The sequence below is a fragment of the Fulvivirga sp. genome, assembly GCF_040218215.1.
In the GTDB taxonomy this organism is placed as follows: domain Bacteria; phylum Bacteroidota; class Bacteroidia; order Cytophagales; family Cyclobacteriaceae; genus Fulvivirga.
Genome location: NZ_JAVJQL010000024.1, coordinates 1 through 16,872, shown reverse-complemented (window position 1 = coordinate 16,872; position 16,872 = coordinate 1). Strand labels below are relative to the sequence as shown.

Here is a 16,872-nt window from a genome sequence, read left to right as displayed (position 1 = left end):
CTGACAAAGAGAAACTTTCGTCAGCCCTCTGGGCAAATTATGCTTTAATACATAATTTGGGTTATGTAAATTTAAGAAAAAGGAATTCACGAATAAGAAAAACGTATTTGCAAATGAACTATTGGTTAATGAAATCTGAGCCTAATACTTATGGATGGGCTGACTTGGTAAAGGATAAAAAAACATTTTGGGATGGTGTAAGAAACTACCAGGCCCGAAATAATATGAAAGAAATGAAAGTTGGCGATTTGGCGTTGTACTATCATAGTGTGAATGAGAAATGTGTGGTAGGAATTGCCAAAATAGTGAAGGAGTATTATCAAGACCCAACTACAGATGATGACAGGTGGGTAGTAGTGGACATTGCACCTGTGCAGGAACTCAAGAATCCGGTGACTTTAGCCATGGTTAAAGCTGAAGAAAGGTTGTCAGAGATGGTGCTGGTTAAGAATTCAAGGCTTTCTGTTCAGCCGGTCAAAAAAGAAGAGTTTGATTTAATAATAGGAATGGGCCATTAATAATGAGATACTGTTTTTTTCTTTGTGGCTTCTTTTTAGTTAATGTGGCTTTCGGTCAGGTGAAGCAGACGCACATCTATGAACTGGAAAAGAAAAATACAGATGATTTTTTCACCGTACTCCCAGCTGGTGAAAAAGGAGTAGTCATCTTCAGGGATACGGATGATTATAAAAAAGGAGATAAATGGCAGGTGGTGGCCCTTGATACTACCCTTGTCGAAAAATGGAATATAGAACTTTCAATTGACACCCGATATGTCTTCAAAGGCTACGAACTGAAAAATTCCACCGTTTACTTTTTGTTCAGAAGAGGGGAAATGGAAAAGAATGACTATCATTTGATAACTATTTCGATAGACAATGGTGAGGTTGAACGCTACGATATTAAGAACGAAATAGCCCTAACCCTTAGTCACCTGGAAATGCTTTCCGACAGGATGATTCTGGCGGGATATGTCAATTTTAGTCCAACATTGGTAACCTATGCAATGGGCGGTGAAAGTTTTGAGGTTGTCCCTGGGTTTTTCAAGGATAGAAGCACCATAGTTGATTTAAGAAGCAATGAGAATGGCACTTTCAATTCAGTTACGCTAGAAAAGGATTATGCTGCCAACTACATTAAGCTAAGAACCTATAGTGATGATGGAGAGTTGCTGTTTGAGCGTGAGGTTGAGTCTGATGATAAGCACTTTGTATTAAGTGCCAAATCAAGTGGGTTTATAGATGGTAATTTTGCTATTGCCGGAACCTACTCATTTCGTAGGTCCTACTATGCGGCCGGTATTTATTTGGCGATTGTCAAACCAAAAGGGCAAGATAATATTATTAAATACCACAGTTTCGCTGACCTGGATCATTTTTTTGATTATATGAAGCCGAAGCGGGCGGCTCGTGTAAAGGCACGGTTGAAAAGAAGGTCAGAAAGGGGTAAGGAGTTGAATTACACCTCCAAGCTGCTGCTTCATGAAGTGAGGAAATCGAAAAATGGCTACTTGCTGGCCGCGGAAATCTATGATCCCGAGTATATAGAACGCAACCAGGGAACATATTATGGTGGCGTTGGTTTTGACAATCAATCGATTAGAAACAGAAGCAGGGCAGCTCAGAGTTATGCCAAACAACCCAGTAGGCTTCAGAATGTTGAGGATGCCGATCATTTCAAATACCTGGAATCAATAGTTGTAGAGATAAATAAGGAAGGGGATATCGTTTGGGATAACAGTATGAAGATTGAAGATGTAGAAACCAACTCATTGGAGCAGGTGGTGCAGTTAACACAGTCGGGTGATTTGGTAAACATGCTCTACAAGGCTGAAGAGGAAATAAAGTACCAATCCATTCAACAAGAAGAGATTGTAGAGGTTAATAAAGAACCACTAAAGTTGCCTAACGAATATGACAAGATTAATCACACTTATGATGGTTCAGGACGAAGTGAATATTGGTTTGGCAATAATTTTATTGTGTGGGGGTATCATAAAGTGGAAAACAAAGTAGAAACAGAAAGTAGAAATAGAAATGTCCTTTTCATCAACAAAGTGGTTTTTAAATAGGAGCGTTTTTACGCTTTTATTTATGTTCATTGGGTTTTTTGGCTATTGTCAGATAACTCAACCGGAGCGCTTTGAGGTTGACTCAAAAGGAGCAAACTTTGAAGTTATATCTGCTAAAAGTGATGGCGTTTTTCTGGTTAACACCATCCTTGATCTTGCTAAAAAGGAGTTTTCATGGCAGGTCTTTAAGCTAGATACTGCCTTCAACCTTGAATGGAACAGAACTTATATCGTCCCTCAGAGCCAAGAGTTATTGAGCAAATATTACAACGATGGCAAGCTATATTTCCTTTTCAGAAAGAATGAGGTAAAGAACAGAAACCTTGAGCTCATTTCATTCGATCAGCAAACGGGTCAGGCCGAAAGCTTTGTGATTAGAAATTATATCCCTTTCGTTTATTTTGATTTTAAAGTGCATAATAATGCTGCGGTGGTTGGCGGGTATTATAATTTCAGGCCAATAGTTATACTCTTCAATCTTCAGGAAGGCATTCCAATTGTGTTGCCAGGCCTTTTCGAAGACCGTTCAGAACTGGCTCAAATCAACATGAACAAGAATGCCACTTTTGATATTCTTTTAACCGGGAGGAATATTTCAAAGCAGACTACCTTATTTCTATATACCTATAATTATGAAGGCCTATTGGTAAAGAAGACAGACCTTAAGCCAGAAAACAAAAAGGAATTATTGTTCGGCAGATCAAGAACGTTACCTGGTGGTAGACAAATTATAGCGGGTGTTTATGGCCGGAGTATCTCCACCGACTATTCCAGGGGTGTGTTTATGGCTGATGTAGATAACGGTGAGGAGCAAAGCATTTCTTACTATAATTATGCAGACCTGAAAAACTTCTTTAACTATATGCGCGCTAAAAGGGAAAAGCGGGTGCTGGAAAGGATTGAAAGACGGAAAATTAAGCAGAAGAAACTCAGGTTTAATTATCGGTTGTTGGTTCATGACCTCATACCCCAGGATGATCATTATATACTTTTAGGTGAAGCTTTTTACCCTAAGTATAAAAATGTAAGTGGCAATTATTACGGGTCAGGAACAATTATGTGGACAACTTCCAATGGTATACTTAAAAATTCAAGGATTTTCGAAGGTTTCAAATACACCCATGCCGTGGTTCTGGGTTTTGACAAAGAAGGGAAGCTGCTGTGGGATAATAGCTTTGAGATAAATGATGTTCTTTCTCAGACGCTTGATCAATATGTACATGCCAGCATAAGCGATGATAAGATTGCGCTATTATATGTTTATGAGGATTTTATAAGATCCAAGATCATAAGTGAAGATGAGGTGTTGGAAGGCAAAGAACTAACCCCTGTAGCTTTAAAGAATAAAAATGATGTGGTCAAAGAGGGTAATACGGAACTTATGGGGATAGAATCATGGTATAATAATGTTTTCTATATTTATGGTACGCAAAAAGTCAATAATCCGGGTGTTGGTAATATTCCTGTACAAAGAGAGGTGTTTTTTATCAATAAGGTGATTTACAAATGAGATAATTATATATTTGCATCAGTTTGACAATGCAAAAGAAACTAATACTCGACTCCAACCTCCTCAGCATAACAGTCAATAGACTTTGTCAACAACTTATTGAAAATCATGGTGATTTCTCAAAGACGGCAATACTAGGTATGCAGCCCCGTGGCATTCATTTGGCCGAAATGATTCATCAGAAGCTAGAGGAGACTACGGGCAAAAAGATAGACCTTGGTTACCTGGATACTACTTTCTTCAGAGATGATTTTAGAAGACGGGAAAGTCCTGTGGCAGCCAATGCCACTAAAGTCCCATTTATTATAGAAGACAAAAAAGTTATTTTAATAGATGATGTGCTTTACACTGGCCGTACCGTAAGGGCAGCCATGGATGCCATGATTGCCTTTGGAAGACCTAGAAAGGTGGAGCTCCTGACTTTGGTCAATAGAAAATACTCAAGACAATTACCCATTGAGGCTGACTATATAGGTATTGATGTCAACACTTTAGATACCCAGAAAGTGTTGGTTGAACTTGAAGCATTGGGAAGTAAGAAGAATAAAATTTGGTTGATAAATAAGGATAAACAATAATGTCACAACTCAGTCAGAAACACCTCCTTGGCATAAAAGACATTAACCGTAAGGATATAGAACTCATTTTCGAGACCGCAGCTAATTTTAAGGAGGTGATTAACAGACCGATAAAGAAAGTGCCTTCTTTACGCGATATCACCATAGCCAATGTATTTTTCGAGAACTCAACAAGAACCAAATTATCTTTCGAGCTGGCAGAGAAAAGACTTTCTGCTGACGTAGTAAACTTTTCTTCTTCCAATTCTTCAGTTAAGAAAGGCGAAACGCTACTTGATACTGTCAATAACATTCTGGCCATGAAAGTGGATATGGTGGTGATGAGGCATAGCAGCCCTGGCGCCCCTCATTTTCTGGCAAAAAACATAAAGGCTAACATTGTAAATGCCGGGGATGGCACCCATGAGCATCCTACTCAGGCTTTGTTAGACACCTTTTCTATCTACCAGAAGTTTGGAAAACTTGAGGGGTTAAAGGTGGCTATTATTGGGGATATTCTGCACTCAAGGGTAGCGTTGTCTAACATATTTGCCCTACAGAAAATGGGGGCTGAAGTGATGGTATGTGGGCCTATTACCCTATTGCCTAAACATATTGCCTCGTTGGGAATAAAAGTGGAGCTCGATGTCCGTAAGGCACTGCAGTGGTGCGATGTGGCCAATGTGCTGAGAATTCAATTGGAACGGCAGCATATAAAATACTTCCCGTCTTTAAGAGAGTATTCGTTATACTATGGCATCAATAAGAAATTGCTGGATAGCTTGGATAAGGAAATTACAATTATGCACCCAGGCCCGATCAACAGGGGTGTAGAACTTAATTCTGATGTCGCTGATTCTGATCACTCTATAATACTGGAGCAGGTAGAAAACGGAGTGGCTGTAAGAATGGCTGTTTTATATCTGCTGGCAGGTGTCCATTAAAATGTAGCTCATGCTCGCATTTTTAGATGTCTTATTTTTTGTTGTTCATATTCTGATTATTGGCTTCAACCTGTTTGGCTGGCTTATACCAAAATTCAGAAAAGCCCATCTTTGGCTGGTAGCGGCCACCTTGTTTTCATGGCTGGTGCTTGGTATTTGGAAAGGGTGGGGTTACTGTATTCTTACTGACTGGCACTGGGATGTTAAACGGGAATTAGGAGAAAGGAACCTCCCCAACTCCTTTATAAAATACCTCACGAACAATATTTTAGGTTTCGATTGGAGCAACAACACGGTAGATATAATAACCCTTGGCACTTTTATTATTGCTATTACCCTTTCGATTAGAGTTAACTTCTTTACTAAAAAATAAAACTGCCCTGAGGGTTAGCTCAAGGCAGTCATTGGTTAGAAAAAACTATTTTTCATAAAACCAAGTGCTTCTGTTCTGAGTTGATTGAAGACTGAAGTTGATTTTAAATTCTTAACCATTGGCAGTTTAGTAAAATTTAATTTGGAAGTCAATGTTAAAGGTGTTTAAAATTTGGCATTTAACATTATTTAAGAAATTTAATATTGATATAAATAGTAAAATGCATTTTAAATGTTTGATTTATAAATAAATACAGAATTAAATACCTATTTATTTATCGGGAAATGTAAGCACTGGTAATTTGATATGCTGTACAACTTCTTTCGAAACACTGTCATGACTTAGCCAGTCAAAGAAATTGTATTTTCTTGGCATAATGGCGAGTAGGTCAGGTCGGTTTATCTCAATGTACTCTTTAAGCCCTTCCCATATGGAGTGGTTTTTTATGGTCATAAAATGATGATTGACCCCCAGAAAATAGTCATTGAGTTTTGCAGATTCATAGGCCTCCTTAGATGCCCGCTCCTCGGAATATTTTTCAATATGAAACATTTCGATTTCGCTACCATAGGTGTAGGAAAATTCTAAAATTATGTCAAGAACTGAAGTGTGGTCTATGTGCTTGTAATCAACACCAAAGCCTATTTTTTTGAATTCTTCATATTGGTAATCTGGCGGTATTGTCAATACTGGTACAGGACTACTTGACACTATTTGATAAGAAAAGGTGCCAGCAAGTTCGTCATAAGGACTCCGAATGCCATCAGTACCCATTATAATCAGATCAATGTCAAAAGTATCTGCCGCCCAGAGGACGGCATCTTCTTTATCTTTCCCTGTCACTATTATATCTGTCATAATATTGACCAGCCGAGGATCATCATTAATTAGTTCGGAAATTTTTTTAATCTGTGGTGACTTTTCAGCATTGTTAATATCGACCGAATTGGTCTCTTCATCCATCGCATTTAAAATCAGTAATGTAGCCTCAAATTTTTCCGCTAAATGCCCGGCATAACGCAGCGCATTTAGTGAGCAGGATGAAAAGTTTACGGGCAGCAGTATTTTTTTGATTTTCATGACCTTATGGTTTACTTACAGGGTAAGTTCAGAAGGTTACAGTAAAAATGAGATGATAGGTGTCAGTATTGAAAGTGATATTGGTCAGGGCAAAATCGCTGTTATCAGCAGCGCTTATTGGGGTATTTCTTCCACCAGTATTTCATTTCCTTTTTTGTTGTAATAGGTGCAGCTCATCTTGTCCATACAAATTTCCCACTTCTCAATCCCCGTTTCGGCACACATTTTAATGAAAGTAATAAAGTCTGTTTTACCTTGTTGGTGTGCTATTAATTCCGCTTTGAAGTACTCAACCTGTGTTGTTTCCGCAACCACTAAAGGATCATACTTTGCAGGCACTTTGACCGTACGGCTGTCGGCACCATGATAGTCAATATGTCCGTCTGAAACGTATGCTTCATAATGTGTAACCCCCAACGACTTTATTTCTTTGATGTAAGCAGGGAAATCAGCACCCGATTTTACTTTGCTGTGAGCAGCTTTAATTTGTTCTACTGTAAACATTGTCCTTTTTTTTTAAATTGTTAAACGATTTGAATTACGATGTCAAAGGTGCAATCCCTGAGATGACGGTAATTGTAAAAAATCGTTTTTCTAAAGAAACCGCTTAAATTGTTCGGGTGTCTGCCCTGTAAAATGTTTGAAATCTTTGATGAAATGGGCTTGGTCGAAAAAATTGTTTTCGTAGCAGATTTCACTCAGCGTTTTTGTTTCGTTCAAGTTGTCGAGAACAGAGTTGAAACGGATAATTGAGGTGAATTTTTTTGGTGTTGTCCCAACAACTTTTCTAAACCTTTTCTCAAATGGGCTTTGGCTGATACACAGTGTTTCGTTCAATTCTTTTACCCTTATGGTACCTTTGCTCCGATAAATTAGTTTGACGGATTCAATAATAAGTTTATCAGCCTGAATATCTTTCAGTTGCGACAGCAGAAAGTGTTCAACAACTTTTATTCTTTGATGGTCTGTTAAAACAATGGCTAATTTTTCTTCTACCTCATTTACACTGCTTTTTTTAAAAATATTGTCAAGCGAAAGGCTCAAATTAAAAAGCTCATTGGCGGGATTTGAAGTAAAATGAGTAAATCCAATTTCGGTAAAATAAACCAGGATAGTGCCTATGTGAGCAGAATTCCTAAAAACTTTGTAGCTGTCAGAAATGCCTGTAATTCCTGCCGATGTCAGCTTGTTTAAAGTGTTGTCTTTAATTGAAGCGAGTTGCCCTCTATACTGAAATCCGATAACAAGCCCGGCAGAAGGAAGAACTTTGTATTCACTTTCTACATCATTTTCCGATACCACATAATATTTTATGTAGTCCTTTAATTTATCTGTAGGAAAATGCTTATCAAATTTCATTTCTGTTTTTCAGTGACGAGGTTGTTAAAATTACACATACCTCATGGCTAAAATAGGTATTCGCCCAGATTGATTTGCAGTCAAGCTAGTGAATTCTGTGTTTTGAGCCAAGCCTGCCTGACGGCAGTCAGGTTGCAGATACTTCGGCAAAGAACTTTCTACACCCCAAGTTGCCCGAGTTTGCTCAAGTGAACCCAGTTGTTGCCATGCTGGGCATGGCGTTAATAATACACCTCTTCCGCCATGCTTTGCATGGCGTGAACGGAGGTTAGTTTATTACCAAAAAGTAAATAATAATTACTGGAATATTTGTTATAAGGTTTGCTATCAGAATTAAATTGATCAAATTCCATGTTTCATTACTGATCTTAATTCCGAAAAGATATGCAGGAGTTTCAACTAAAACGTTACTAAGGAATAGGCAAATCAGTCCTATTAGCATAGCAAATTTGTCATAGTTGTTGTATTCATAACTGTCTGGTCTTGCAGTTGCACCACCAATTAATTCGGGTACACTTAGGACAATTACTGAACCTATCAGTACTGATATTAGATTTGCTAGAACAACTCTCAAAAGAAGTCTAGACCCATAATATCTTCTTTTTATAAAATAGTATTCCACTACAATTGCAAGGACATTAATTATTACAACATGTAAAAAAGTTGCTCCTAATATTGGAGGCAAACCATTTAATAGAATCATTTGAGTTCTTAAATTGCCGATAACATCTGTGTGACGGGGTTGTCAAATATCATCTTCTAAAATAACCATTTAAATAATGTGACAAGTCCAACAACAGCAGAAATCACAAGAATTATTGCTATGAGTCCACAACCAATTGGTACTAACTTGTCTACAAATGTCGATTTATATTCTGATTTCGGCTTTAATTTTTGTTTGTCTGCAATTGGTTCAACATACTGAATGAATGTGTCACTGTTTTCGTCCACCCAATCTTCGTCATAGTTGAATGCAATAACATTTTTCTCAGGGTCTGACAACACATTATCAGTTTCTTTCGCTGATTTTAATAGTTCAACGGCAAATAATTCAAGACCTTCTTTATTAGCTCTAATGAAACTTTCATCTGATCCACCACCATATTGTGAAATTCCGAAAATTCCTTGACGTTTAAGATCGTCTTCGTCAAATTGGTTAATGATTTTTTGCAGTTGCTCTTTTGTCATCATTTAATATGTCTTATTTTATTGTTTGGTTATGGTCCATTAAAGTGAAGCCTAACGTTAAGTGTATGAATCTGTAGCCGCTAGTTGTTCCCAGTTGTCGCCATGCTGGACATGGTGTCAATAGTAAACCTCTTCCGCCATGCAAAGCATGGTGTGAATGGAGCTACTGGATTGACGGTATGTACTATATTTTAATTAATTCTTTCAATAGTTCATTCTCAGCATTTTGCCAATCTTTCCAGCTTTGATGTGAGGTATCTGCATCCATGGGAATTGAGCTTGCTATCCTTTCCATTCTGATTGAATGGCTTTTCAAAACGCTCATTATTTCTTCTGGATTGCTATTAAGTTCTCCGCCAAGACTAGTTGAATACTTTTCTAAAGTTTTACCAATATTTACACGGTTTTTCGTCAATGAGATTTTGTTTGGCCCTCCCCAGTTTTCATTTTCATGCTTATCGTCTTGACCATCATCTTCCCAATTACAAATTGCACAAATCTCGTAATTCCCTCTTTCGTCTATCGAAGGATATCCGCACCCAGGACACGTATTCAAGTCAATATTGTTAGCAGCTAGATACAGGTCAAACATTTTTCTTCTATCTCGATACTCTTGAATATATTTTTTGTCAAATTCATTTAATTGATAAGTGTTTTCCGTTTCCATATCTACGTTGTCCTTGACTTCCGACTTCTGTTTTATGCAAGCAGTTAAAAAGAGTCCAAATAAAATTATAACTATATGTCTCACTAAGTAGAGGGTATTACAACCAACAATTCACTAAACACACCCATAGGTGCTTGTTATTTTTTATTAGCAAGATATGTCATTGAAGTTGATTTGTAAAAAACATATGTCTTAAATGTTATCTAGCAATCTCTTCAAATGCAAGTCACCATATCCATAGATAGGAGCACGCTTACAGAATTCCCTAAAAACCGGGGCGAACTCTTGAGTTTTGAGGTCTTTTATTATTTGAGTTAATAGTATTAGAGGCTCCCCACGGCTATCCTTAGTAGGTATGCTCCTGATATAGGCATTTATTGCATTCAATATAAATGGATATTCATCATTAAAAAGCACGGCCATTTTATTGAGATGATCAACACCTTTTGTTTTAAACATCTCCCACAATGATGCTATCTCTTTTTGGTGATCAAGCTTTAACCGGTTGTTTAAAGCCATTTCTAACTCAGGCTGTTGCAGTCCTCCAAATCCGTATTGTGTATGCTCTTCCGGTCTGACCAGCCACAGGTTGTGCACACCATTTTGATTTAGCAGATGAACACAGAACCAAAAGTTAACCTGACAAAACACATCATCTTCAAACCAAAGGTTGACTTCAGCATGTTGAGGGAGCCTCCTTATTTTTTCGATTTCAGGAACTGTCTTTTCAAAGTAATCTTCTTCCTCATAACCTTCATACTGACTTATAAATTTGGCCCTAAACTGATAAAAGGAATCTAAGTCATCTCCATACTCATCTCCATCCACAAGGCATTCCCTGGCAACAATTAATTCGTCCGTAAGCCAATCTTCTACCTGACTTTTTAAAGCATCACCATTTAGTATATGAACAGTTTTTTGTGTCATTAACCCAAAACTAAAAACAACAACCAAATAATCAGCTGAACGGATACTCCCATTATCAAAGTAGCCATGCTATAAACTTTCAGTGTAGTGCTGGTGTCCATATTGGAAAACCTGCTGATGACCCAAAAGTAGGAGTCATTGGCGTGGCTAATGACCATACTGCCTGCCCCCATGCTTAAAATGGCAAGGGTAATGCCCATGGGTGAGTCAAGCCCGAGACTGGTGAAAAGAGGAGTAACCAAAGAGGCCGCTGTAATAACGGCTACTGTGGTAGAACCTTGAGCAGTCTTGAGGGTTGCTGCTATTAAGAATGGGAAGAAAATGCCCAAAGAGAGGCCGCTTAGCATTTCTCCTAAATTGCTGCCTATTCCTGTGGCTTTAAGCATGGCACCAAACATGCCCCCGGCAGCACAAATGGCCAATATCATTCCGGCTTTGTCTACACCATCAGTAAGCCAGTGTTTGAAATCTTCTTTATGTTTGACTTTAATTAAAACAGTCGATACTACCACCGCAATGCCCAATGCCATTACCGGATCTCCAACAAATGAAATTATTTTTAATAAGGCACCGGCACTCATTTCTGAAGTGGTATAATTAAGCTGCAGCATGGCATTCAGTCCTATCAACATAATGGGTAATACTACCGGGATGAATGACAATAAAGGAGAAGGAAGATCATTATTATCATGTTCTACATGATTAGGGTCTTGCTCTGAATGATCCATTTTGTTGCCTCTCCAAACACTCCACAGATAGCCAATCAGTACTGTCGGAATGGCCAGCAACATACCCCAAAGCATGACGCGGCCTAACTCACCACCTGCAGTGCCCACAGCGGCTGTAATGCCAGGGTGTGGAGGCACCAGACAATGAACAGCATATAATGATGTGGCCAATACGGCTGCCATGACAGGCATTTTGAAATGTGTTTTCTTAACCAAAGAATGATTCAACCCACTGAGGATTATGAAACCAGAATCGCAGAAAATAGGGAAGCCCATGATAAAACCTGTAAGTGCTATGGCAGCAGGCGCATTTTTTTCAGTCATCCTTCTTAAGATGCTATTGGCCATGCTGGAGGTGGCTCCTGTCTTTTCCAGAATAATACCGAGTGTGGTACCCAGAATGATTAAAAGGCCTATTTTCTCCATGGTAGACCCAAAACCTTTCTTCAACATCTCTACTAATTCACCAATGGGCAATCCACTGAGCAACCCGACACCAAAAGCGGCCAATAAAAGCGCAAAAAAGGCATTCATTTTTTTGTAGGCCGTGCTCCAAACAATAAAAGCTATGCTGGCAATAAGAAGGAACAGTAGATAGAAAGGTGAGGTCATTGTTTAGATTTTATTGAATTAATGCGAACATAACGTCCATTACATTGGTCTGTGTTGGCCCTGTGATGATCAGGTCATCTGTTTGTTTAAAAAGGCTGTAGGCATCCTGATTTTTATGATATTTATTGATATCTAGTTTTTGCTCTTTAGCTTTTTGCAAAGAGCTAATATCAACTACAGCTCCTGTGGCATCGGTCGGGCCATCAGTTCCATCAGTTCCGCCACTTAAGATGGTAATATGGCTGGTAGGCTCTGAAAATTGCCGCAAGGCTGATAACGCAAAGTGCTGATTTCTGCCGCCTTTGCCTTGTCCTGTAATCATCACAGTGGTTTCGCCACTCTGTAGTAGACAGGCTGGTTTAGGGCCATCGTAGTTAATGGCTTTTTCCATCAGTTTTGACGCTTCTTCCACGGCATCTCCTGTAATTAATTCAGAATTCTCTTCTACATAATACCCTAAGCCCTAAGCCGTTGCTTTAGCAGCATCCAAAGCCACTTGATTATTACCTATTACCTTACTTTTTGAATTGCTTAACTGAGCATCACCCGGTTTCAGGGTTTCTTCAATATTTCCTTCAATTCCCTGATCAATATGGTTGATAATCCCTTGAGGCACTTTGTCTATCAGCTCGTATTTAGATAGAATGACCTTTGCATCTATAAATGTTGATGGGTCTGGCACGGTTGGTCCGCTGGCAATGGCGCTGATGTCATCACCCACCACATCGCTAATGATTAATGAATAAACTTTAGCCTTTGTATGTCTAAGCAATTGCCCACCTTTAATTTGAGAAAGATGCTTTCGCACCGTATTCATTTCCTGGATATCAGCTCCCGATTTGAGTAACAGATCAAAGGTCAGTTGCAGATCTTGCATGGTTAATTCTGAAGGCACATCGCACCAGAGCGAGGAGGCGCCACCGCTAATCAGACAAATGACAATGTCATTCTTTGAAGTCTTTTTTAGTAACTCAATAGTCTCTCTTACTGCTATATCGCAATTATCATCAGGCACGGGGTGCGCGCTTTCTATTATTTTAATATGATTGGTTGGCAATGAATGATGGTATTTTGTTGTAACAACGCCATCAGTAATAATATCACCTAAAATTTTTTCAGTTTCCACAGCCATGGCAGCGGCAGCCTTGCCAGCACCTATAACATAAAGGTTCTTAATCTCTTTTAGAGGAATCTTATCACCAAGGATAGTCAGATGCTGTTCTTCTAGCTTAATATATTGCGGCAGCAAATAGGAAGGCTGTACGGCCTTAACTGCTGCTTGAAAAATTTTAAGTGCATCTTGTCGTGCCGACATGTATTAAGGTTAGATCAATTAAGTCCAATAAAAATGCCTTTTAATTGTTGGAATAGCAAAGGAATGGTCGGATCAAACCAGTCGTCATGCCGGAAAATAAAGGTTTAACTTTTAAGAGCCTTTATTTATCCGGTATCTTGTTATTGAAGCTTTTTAGGAGATCACGGATAATTTTATTCATCTGAAATATATGAAGATAATTTCCGATGACGAAAAGGTGTTTACTTCACCCTCTCATAAACCTCAACTTTCTTGAAGAAACCCTTATTAAATAGTTGTTGAAAGGCCTTTTTATCCGGGTTGATAAGAAAGGAATCGTCAGTAAGTTTTTTAAATGAAGTGATGGAGTAGAAGTCTTTCAATTCACCATCAAAATTTCCTTTCTTATCTTCTACACCTTCAGGCTTGAAATTACCAACAGCAGATACCTGCAAGTCACCATTTTTGAGTTTTTCTATGAGATAGGCATTCCAGTAATTTTTATTTTCTTCTTTCTCATTGAGCACCAAAAGCTTTCCAAACTTTTTGAGCACCAGAACCTCTGAGAGTTTTTTAGCCATTTTGACTCTGATATCATAATGAATGGAGTCGTTGTTTTCTGTAAAAGGAATTCCGTAATCTATGGGCACCTCATCATCATACAATAGACCATTTGCAATGCGCATAGTAGGTATCGTATCTAAACTGGCTGCCGGCAGACTTTTCTTAAAATTCTCTGGGTAGATGAATTTGTCTTTTTCTACAAATAAGGTGTCTGTTTGGTCACCATCTTTAACGAAATATGACCCCTGAAATGATTTTGGAAAACCATCCAATGCAGGATCACCACTGGGCTGTGGCTGTTCAAAATAAATGGTAGTGCAACTGGAAAATGCAATTGCTGCTAAAATCAGAGGTGCGAGTAGCTTCATAATCAAAACATTAGTCCATAGATACTATTAAAACTAACGAATTTCAGTCAGCATTTATTGAGATCTGTTATTCAGGAATTTTATTGCTCTTGCTTCTTAATCTCCTTTAATGTTACTATCATCGAAAACATTAGTAGGACATTGGACACTGGCCCTAAATACCAAGTGCCTTTATTAAAATCGGCTTCAAACAAATTAAATACAAGTAGAATAACACTTGCTGCAAGAACAAAATAGGCTCCTCTTTTACGATTTGTATTAGTCATTTTGCTTCATTGAAATTACTTCATGAAGTAACCAAGTATTTGGATCAACTTCAACCTTAGACACTTTTTGTGCGATTCTTAATTTAGTGGTGGTGGTGAGGTCAGTAATGTCAAGTGTTTCTATCCTGCTTGTGCCATCATTAAAAGTCATTTTGATATCTACCGGGAAAGTAAATGCTCCTGATTTCTGTGTTTGCTTGATTTCAAGATCCAGAAATTCTCCAACATTTTTCCACGCCACTTCAAGCTGTGGATGCCCAGCCAGATATAGCCATTGCTTAAAAAATGATGCTAAATCCTGACCTGATACTTCTTCCATAACAGCCTGCAGGTCTTCAGATAGCGCATTGCTGTATTGATATTTTTCATAATAGGAGCGGATGCCTTTCCAGAAAAACTCATCACCCACTTTATGTCGCAACATGTGCAGCACCCAAGCACCTTTTTGATAGGTCAATGGTGACAGCAGCTGCAAATAATCATCTTTTACAGGATTGATGATAGGCACCATGTTCTTGGGTGAATACTCAATATATTTTTGCCTTTCAGACTTCATGCGCTCAACAAATTGGTCTCGGCCATATTGATGTTCCCAATACAGATCAGTGGTGTAAGTAGCAAAACCTTCACTTAGCCAAAGGTGGTGCCAGCTGCCCTCTGTGGCGGAATTGCCAAACCACTGATGGGCTATTTCATGTGCCAATGTGCCTTCAATACTGCCAGTTCCATTAATTAGGGTTTCACCATAAAATATATTTCCAGCATTCTCCATTCCACCAAACCTCGTTTTAGATTGCACATTGGCCAGTTTTTCAAATGGATAAGGACCAAAATGTGTAATAAAGTAATCGAGTATAGAAGCAGTTTTAGAAAAATCACTAAAACCCATTTCTTTATCCTGAGGGTAAATCCAGGCTGAGATGGGGATGTTTTTAAACTCACCACTATGCTCAACGGCAAACCTGGCGGTTCCAAAGACCATAACTTTGGTAGAAATGGGAGTGTCCATTTTATAATGGTACATCACCATATCATCATTAATATAGCTTTGTTCAATCAGCTGGCCGTTGCCAATGGTTTGGTAGTAATTTGGTGCAGTTACAATCCACTCTACCGTAGCCTTATCAGACGGATGATCTACCAATGGCAGCCAGTTCTTACCACGGTCGGGGTAGTTGTCGGCAAAGAAAGTGCGCTCGTTATATTTGTTTTTTGAGATATAAAGACCATCTGCAGGAATGCCTGTGTAGGTGATAGTGTAAGTTCTTTTTTCTCCAATCTTGGTCGAGTTAATATTGATAGTAAGGGCTTGACCTTCATGTTTAAAGTTTACCGTTTTGCCTTTCTCTGTAACTGAATTGATTACCATTCCTTTGCCATCGGCCTGCTTTTTTATAATGTCTAAATTGAAGCTGCTGACTGCTTGCTTAAACTGTATGGTCACTTCTGCTTTAGCCTCAATCCCGTCAGTGGCATCTGACAATTTGATATCAAACTTATAATGCTGCACATCAATGGTGTTGAGTCTTTCTAAATGATTTTGTGCCTGAAGTGAAATGGATAAGGCACTTGTGAGTATGAATAACAGTGCTGGCAATTTGTGTTTGAGGGTCATTGAGGGCTTGATTTGAAATTAAGTTGAAATATAGTCTATTGACGCACAAAACAATAACCGCTGGTCAAAATTGAACACCTCAAAACTAAAGCTCTTTGGAATTTGCAATTAAAGCTCTTCGGAATTTTCAATTCCGCAGGAGTGATCGTAGGATTTTTAATCCGCTTTTATAATCGGATCACAGATTCTATGATATGGATTCCAGATTACAAATCTGGAATAGCAGGAAATTTTTTCGCTAGGTTCTGCAATCAGTTGATTGCAGTTAAAACCTACATTCTCAATAACCAAATGTAATGTATCACCTTTTATTAAGTAAGTGCCTCTTTCGAAGTATTTGTTGTCTGGGTGATTTCCCTCCATAACCTCTTGATACAGAAAGGATGAGTCTTTTAAAAAATAGAGAGTTGTAGGGAAGTAGTCTGAATCAGTTGATGTATATCTTTCGATAATCTGAGAATGTCCAGCAAAGGAAATTAAGAACATGAATGAGAATAAGGATTTTTTCATTTTAATTCAAGTGCTTGTATAGGGGGATTTCAGATCCTAAGATATTGATTCCAGATTACAAATCTGGAATAGCTAAATGACACATATGCGCTGCCAGACAATGTTACATGCTGCTTTTTCCTTCTGGTTTAGCTAGTAATCCGAATATTGCAGTTGTTCCGAGGAGTATGAATGTTGGTATTGGCCAATAGTTCACATATGCCATTAAGCCTCCCATTATGATGTAGATGAAAGCAATT

The 16,872-nt window shown here is 38.4% G+C and carries 20 protein-coding genes; 6 read left to right on the top strand and 14 right to left on the bottom strand.

Annotated elements, in window-relative coordinates; genetic code table 11:
• The first annotated feature begins 113 nt into the window (after positions 1-113).
• The 6 genes from RIB54_RS16495 to RIB54_RS16470 are packed head-to-tail and all read left to right on the top strand — an operon-like array spanning position 114 to position 5,455.
• Positions 114-518: an EVE domain-containing protein gene (locus RIB54_RS16495; protein WP_350101915.1), complete on the top strand. Its 405-nt coding sequence runs from the start codon at positions 114-116 to the stop codon at positions 516-518.
• A 2-nt stretch (positions 519-520) separates the two neighbouring features.
• Positions 521-2,071: a hypothetical protein gene (locus tag RIB54_RS16490; RefSeq protein WP_350101914.1), complete on the top strand. Its 1,551-nt coding sequence runs from the start codon at positions 521-523 to the stop codon at positions 2,069-2,071.
• A gap of 22 nt (positions 2,072-2,093) precedes the next feature.
• Positions 2,094-3,581 carry a hypothetical protein gene (locus RIB54_RS16485; protein ID WP_350101913.1) on the top strand — a complete coding sequence of 496 codons (1,488 nt, stop codon included), beginning with the start codon at positions 2,094-2,096 and terminating at the stop codon, positions 3,579-3,581.
• Positions 3,582-3,610: 29 nt separating this feature from the next.
• On the top strand, positions 3,611-4,159 hold the full coding sequence (pyrR, locus tag RIB54_RS16480; RefSeq protein ID WP_350063457.1) for a bifunctional pyr operon transcriptional regulator/uracil phosphoribosyltransferase PyrR: 549 nt from the start codon (positions 3,611-3,613) through the stop codon (positions 4,157-4,159).
• Positions 4,159-5,082 carry an aspartate carbamoyltransferase catalytic subunit gene (locus RIB54_RS16475; RefSeq protein WP_350063456.1) on the top strand — a complete coding sequence of 308 codons (924 nt, stop codon included), beginning with the start codon at positions 4,159-4,161 and terminating at the stop codon, positions 5,080-5,082. The genes pyrR and RIB54_RS16475 overlap by 1 nt, the downstream gene beginning before the upstream one ends.
• Before the next feature lie 10 nt (positions 5,083-5,092).
• On the top strand, positions 5,093-5,455 hold the full coding sequence (locus tag RIB54_RS16470; protein ID WP_350101912.1) for a DUF2784 domain-containing protein: 363 nt from the start codon (positions 5,093-5,095) through the stop codon (positions 5,453-5,455).
• A 270-nt stretch (positions 5,456-5,725) separates the two neighbouring features.
• Here the strand turns inward: RIB54_RS16470 and RIB54_RS16465 are convergent, their stop codons facing one another.
• The 14 genes from RIB54_RS16465 to RIB54_RS16400 all read right to left on the bottom strand — a co-directional run bounded on the left by RIB54_RS16465 (position 5,726) and on the right by RIB54_RS16400 (position 16,633).
• Complete coding sequence (locus tag RIB54_RS16465) at positions 5,726-6,535, bottom strand: universal stress protein (RefSeq protein WP_350101911.1); 810 nt, start codon at positions 6,533-6,535, stop codon at positions 5,726-5,728.
• Positions 6,536-6,649: 114 nt separating this feature from the next.
• Positions 6,650-7,039 (bottom strand): DUF1398 domain-containing protein, encoded by a 390-nt coding sequence (locus RIB54_RS16460; protein ID WP_350101910.1) that lies wholly within the window; start codon positions 7,037-7,039, stop codon positions 6,650-6,652.
• Positions 7,040-7,129: 90 nt separating this feature from the next.
• Positions 7,130-7,894 carry a helix-turn-helix domain-containing protein gene (locus RIB54_RS16455; protein WP_350101909.1) on the bottom strand — a complete coding sequence of 255 codons (765 nt, stop codon included), beginning with the start codon at positions 7,892-7,894 and terminating at the stop codon, positions 7,130-7,132.
• 268 nt (positions 7,895-8,162) lie between these two features.
• On the bottom strand, positions 8,163-8,597 hold the full coding sequence (locus RIB54_RS16450) for a hypothetical protein (protein WP_350101908.1): 435 nt from the start codon (positions 8,595-8,597) through the stop codon (positions 8,163-8,165).
• 56 nt (positions 8,598-8,653) lie between these two features.
• Positions 8,654-9,085: a hypothetical protein gene (locus RIB54_RS16445; protein WP_350101907.1), complete on the bottom strand. Its 432-nt coding sequence runs from the start codon at positions 9,083-9,085 to the stop codon at positions 8,654-8,656.
• A 181-nt stretch (positions 9,086-9,266) separates the two neighbouring features.
• Positions 9,267-9,749 (bottom strand): CPCC family cysteine-rich protein, encoded by a 483-nt coding sequence (locus RIB54_RS16440; protein WP_350101906.1) that lies wholly within the window; start codon positions 9,747-9,749, stop codon positions 9,267-9,269.
• Positions 9,750-9,941: 192 nt separating this feature from the next.
• Positions 9,942-10,676: a DUF1835 domain-containing protein gene (locus tag RIB54_RS16435; protein WP_350101905.1), complete on the bottom strand. Its 735-nt coding sequence runs from the start codon at positions 10,674-10,676 to the stop codon at positions 9,942-9,944.
• Positions 10,676-12,016 carry a GntP family permease gene (locus RIB54_RS16430; RefSeq protein ID WP_350101904.1) on the bottom strand — a complete coding sequence of 447 codons (1,341 nt, stop codon included), beginning with the start codon at positions 12,014-12,016 and terminating at the stop codon, positions 10,676-10,678. Before RIB54_RS16430 ends, RIB54_RS16435 begins: the two co-directional genes overlap by 1 nt.
• 10 nt (positions 12,017-12,026) lie before the next feature.
• Complete coding sequence (locus tag RIB54_RS16425) at positions 12,027-12,407, bottom strand: MOFRL family protein (protein ID WP_350101903.1); 381 nt, start codon at positions 12,405-12,407, stop codon at positions 12,027-12,029.
• A gap of 72 nt (positions 12,408-12,479) precedes the next feature.
• Positions 12,480-13,331 carry a glycerate kinase type-2 family protein gene (locus RIB54_RS16420; RefSeq protein ID WP_350101902.1) on the bottom strand — a complete coding sequence of 284 codons (852 nt, stop codon included), beginning with the start codon at positions 13,329-13,331 and terminating at the stop codon, positions 12,480-12,482.
• A 221-nt stretch (positions 13,332-13,552) separates the two neighbouring features.
• Entirely contained in the window at positions 13,553-14,242 is a 690-nt protein-coding gene (locus RIB54_RS16415) for a hypothetical protein (protein WP_350101901.1), read from the bottom strand.
• A gap of 80 nt (positions 14,243-14,322) precedes the next feature.
• Positions 14,323-14,508 (bottom strand): hypothetical protein, encoded by a 186-nt coding sequence (locus RIB54_RS16410; RefSeq protein ID WP_350101900.1) that lies wholly within the window; start codon positions 14,506-14,508, stop codon positions 14,323-14,325.
• The gene (locus RIB54_RS16405; RefSeq protein ID WP_350101899.1) at positions 14,501-16,123 is read right to left on the bottom strand and encodes a M1 family metallopeptidase; all 1,623 of its coding nucleotides are present in this window, start codon (positions 16,121-16,123) and stop codon (positions 14,501-14,503) included. Before RIB54_RS16405 ends, RIB54_RS16410 begins: the two co-directional genes overlap by 8 nt.
• Before the next feature lie 156 nt (positions 16,124-16,279).
• Complete coding sequence (locus tag RIB54_RS16400) at positions 16,280-16,633, bottom strand: hypothetical protein (protein WP_350101898.1); 354 nt, start codon at positions 16,631-16,633, stop codon at positions 16,280-16,282.
• Between the last annotated feature and the right edge of the window lie 239 nt (positions 16,634-16,872).

What these genes read in the sequence shown, in the direction of transcription:
- RIB54_RS16495 (WP_350101915.1), top strand. Translation starts at nt 114, where the DNA reads ATGAACTATTGGTTAATGAAATCTGAGCCTAATACTTATGGATGGGCT.
- RIB54_RS16490 (WP_350101914.1), top strand. Translation starts at nt 521, where the DNA reads ATGAGATACTGTTTTTTTCTTTGTGGCTTCTTTTTAGTTAATGTGGCT.
- RIB54_RS16485 (WP_350101913.1), top strand. Translation starts at nt 2,094, where the DNA reads ATGTTCATTGGGTTTTTTGGCTATTGTCAGATAACTCAACCGGAGCGC.
- pyrR (WP_350063457.1), top strand. Translation starts at nt 3,611, where the DNA reads ATGCAAAAGAAACTAATACTCGACTCCAACCTCCTCAGCATAACAGTC.
- RIB54_RS16475 (WP_350063456.1), top strand. Translation starts at nt 4,159, where the DNA reads ATGTCACAACTCAGTCAGAAACACCTCCTTGGCATAAAAGACATTAAC.
- RIB54_RS16470 (WP_350101912.1), top strand. Translation starts at nt 5,093, where the DNA reads ATGCTCGCATTTTTAGATGTCTTATTTTTTGTTGTTCATATTCTGATT.
- RIB54_RS16465 (WP_350101911.1), bottom strand. Translation starts at nt 6,535, where the DNA reads ATGAAAATCAAAAAAATACTGCTGCCCGTAAACTTTTCATCCTGCTCA.
- RIB54_RS16460 (WP_350101910.1), bottom strand. Translation starts at nt 7,039, where the DNA reads ATGTTTACAGTAGAACAAATTAAAGCTGCTCACAGCAAAGTAAAATCG.
- RIB54_RS16455 (WP_350101909.1), bottom strand. Translation starts at nt 7,894, where the DNA reads ATGAAATTTGATAAGCATTTTCCTACAGATAAATTAAAGGACTACATA.
- RIB54_RS16450 (WP_350101908.1), bottom strand. Translation starts at nt 8,597, where the DNA reads ATGATTCTATTAAATGGTTTGCCTCCAATATTAGGAGCAACTTTTTTA.
- RIB54_RS16445 (WP_350101907.1), bottom strand. Translation starts at nt 9,085, where the DNA reads ATGATGACAAAAGAGCAACTGCAAAAAATCATTAACCAATTTGACGAA.
- RIB54_RS16440 (WP_350101906.1), bottom strand. Translation starts at nt 9,749, where the DNA reads ATGGAAACGGAAAACACTTATCAATTAAATGAATTTGACAAAAAATAT.
- RIB54_RS16435 (WP_350101905.1), bottom strand. Translation starts at nt 10,676, where the DNA reads ATGACACAAAAAACTGTTCATATACTAAATGGTGATGCTTTAAAAAGT.
- RIB54_RS16430 (WP_350101904.1), bottom strand. Translation starts at nt 12,016, where the DNA reads ATGACCTCACCTTTCTATCTACTGTTCCTTCTTATTGCCAGCATAGCT.
- RIB54_RS16425 (WP_350101903.1), bottom strand. Translation starts at nt 12,407, where the DNA reads ATGGAAAAAGCCATTAACTACGATGGCCCTAAACCAGCCTGTCTACTA.
- RIB54_RS16420 (WP_350101902.1), bottom strand. Translation starts at nt 13,331, where the DNA reads ATGTCGGCACGACAAGATGCACTTAAAATTTTTCAAGCAGCAGTTAAG.
- RIB54_RS16415 (WP_350101901.1), bottom strand. Translation starts at nt 14,242, where the DNA reads ATGAAGCTACTCGCACCTCTGATTTTAGCAGCAATTGCATTTTCCAGT.
- RIB54_RS16410 (WP_350101900.1), bottom strand. Translation starts at nt 14,508, where the DNA reads ATGACTAATACAAATCGTAAAAGAGGAGCCTATTTTGTTCTTGCAGCA.
- RIB54_RS16405 (WP_350101899.1), bottom strand. Translation starts at nt 16,123, where the DNA reads ATGACCCTCAAACACAAATTGCCAGCACTGTTATTCATACTCACAAGT.
- RIB54_RS16400 (WP_350101898.1), bottom strand. Translation starts at nt 16,633, where the DNA reads ATGAAAAAATCCTTATTCTCATTCATGTTCTTAATTTCCTTTGCTGGA.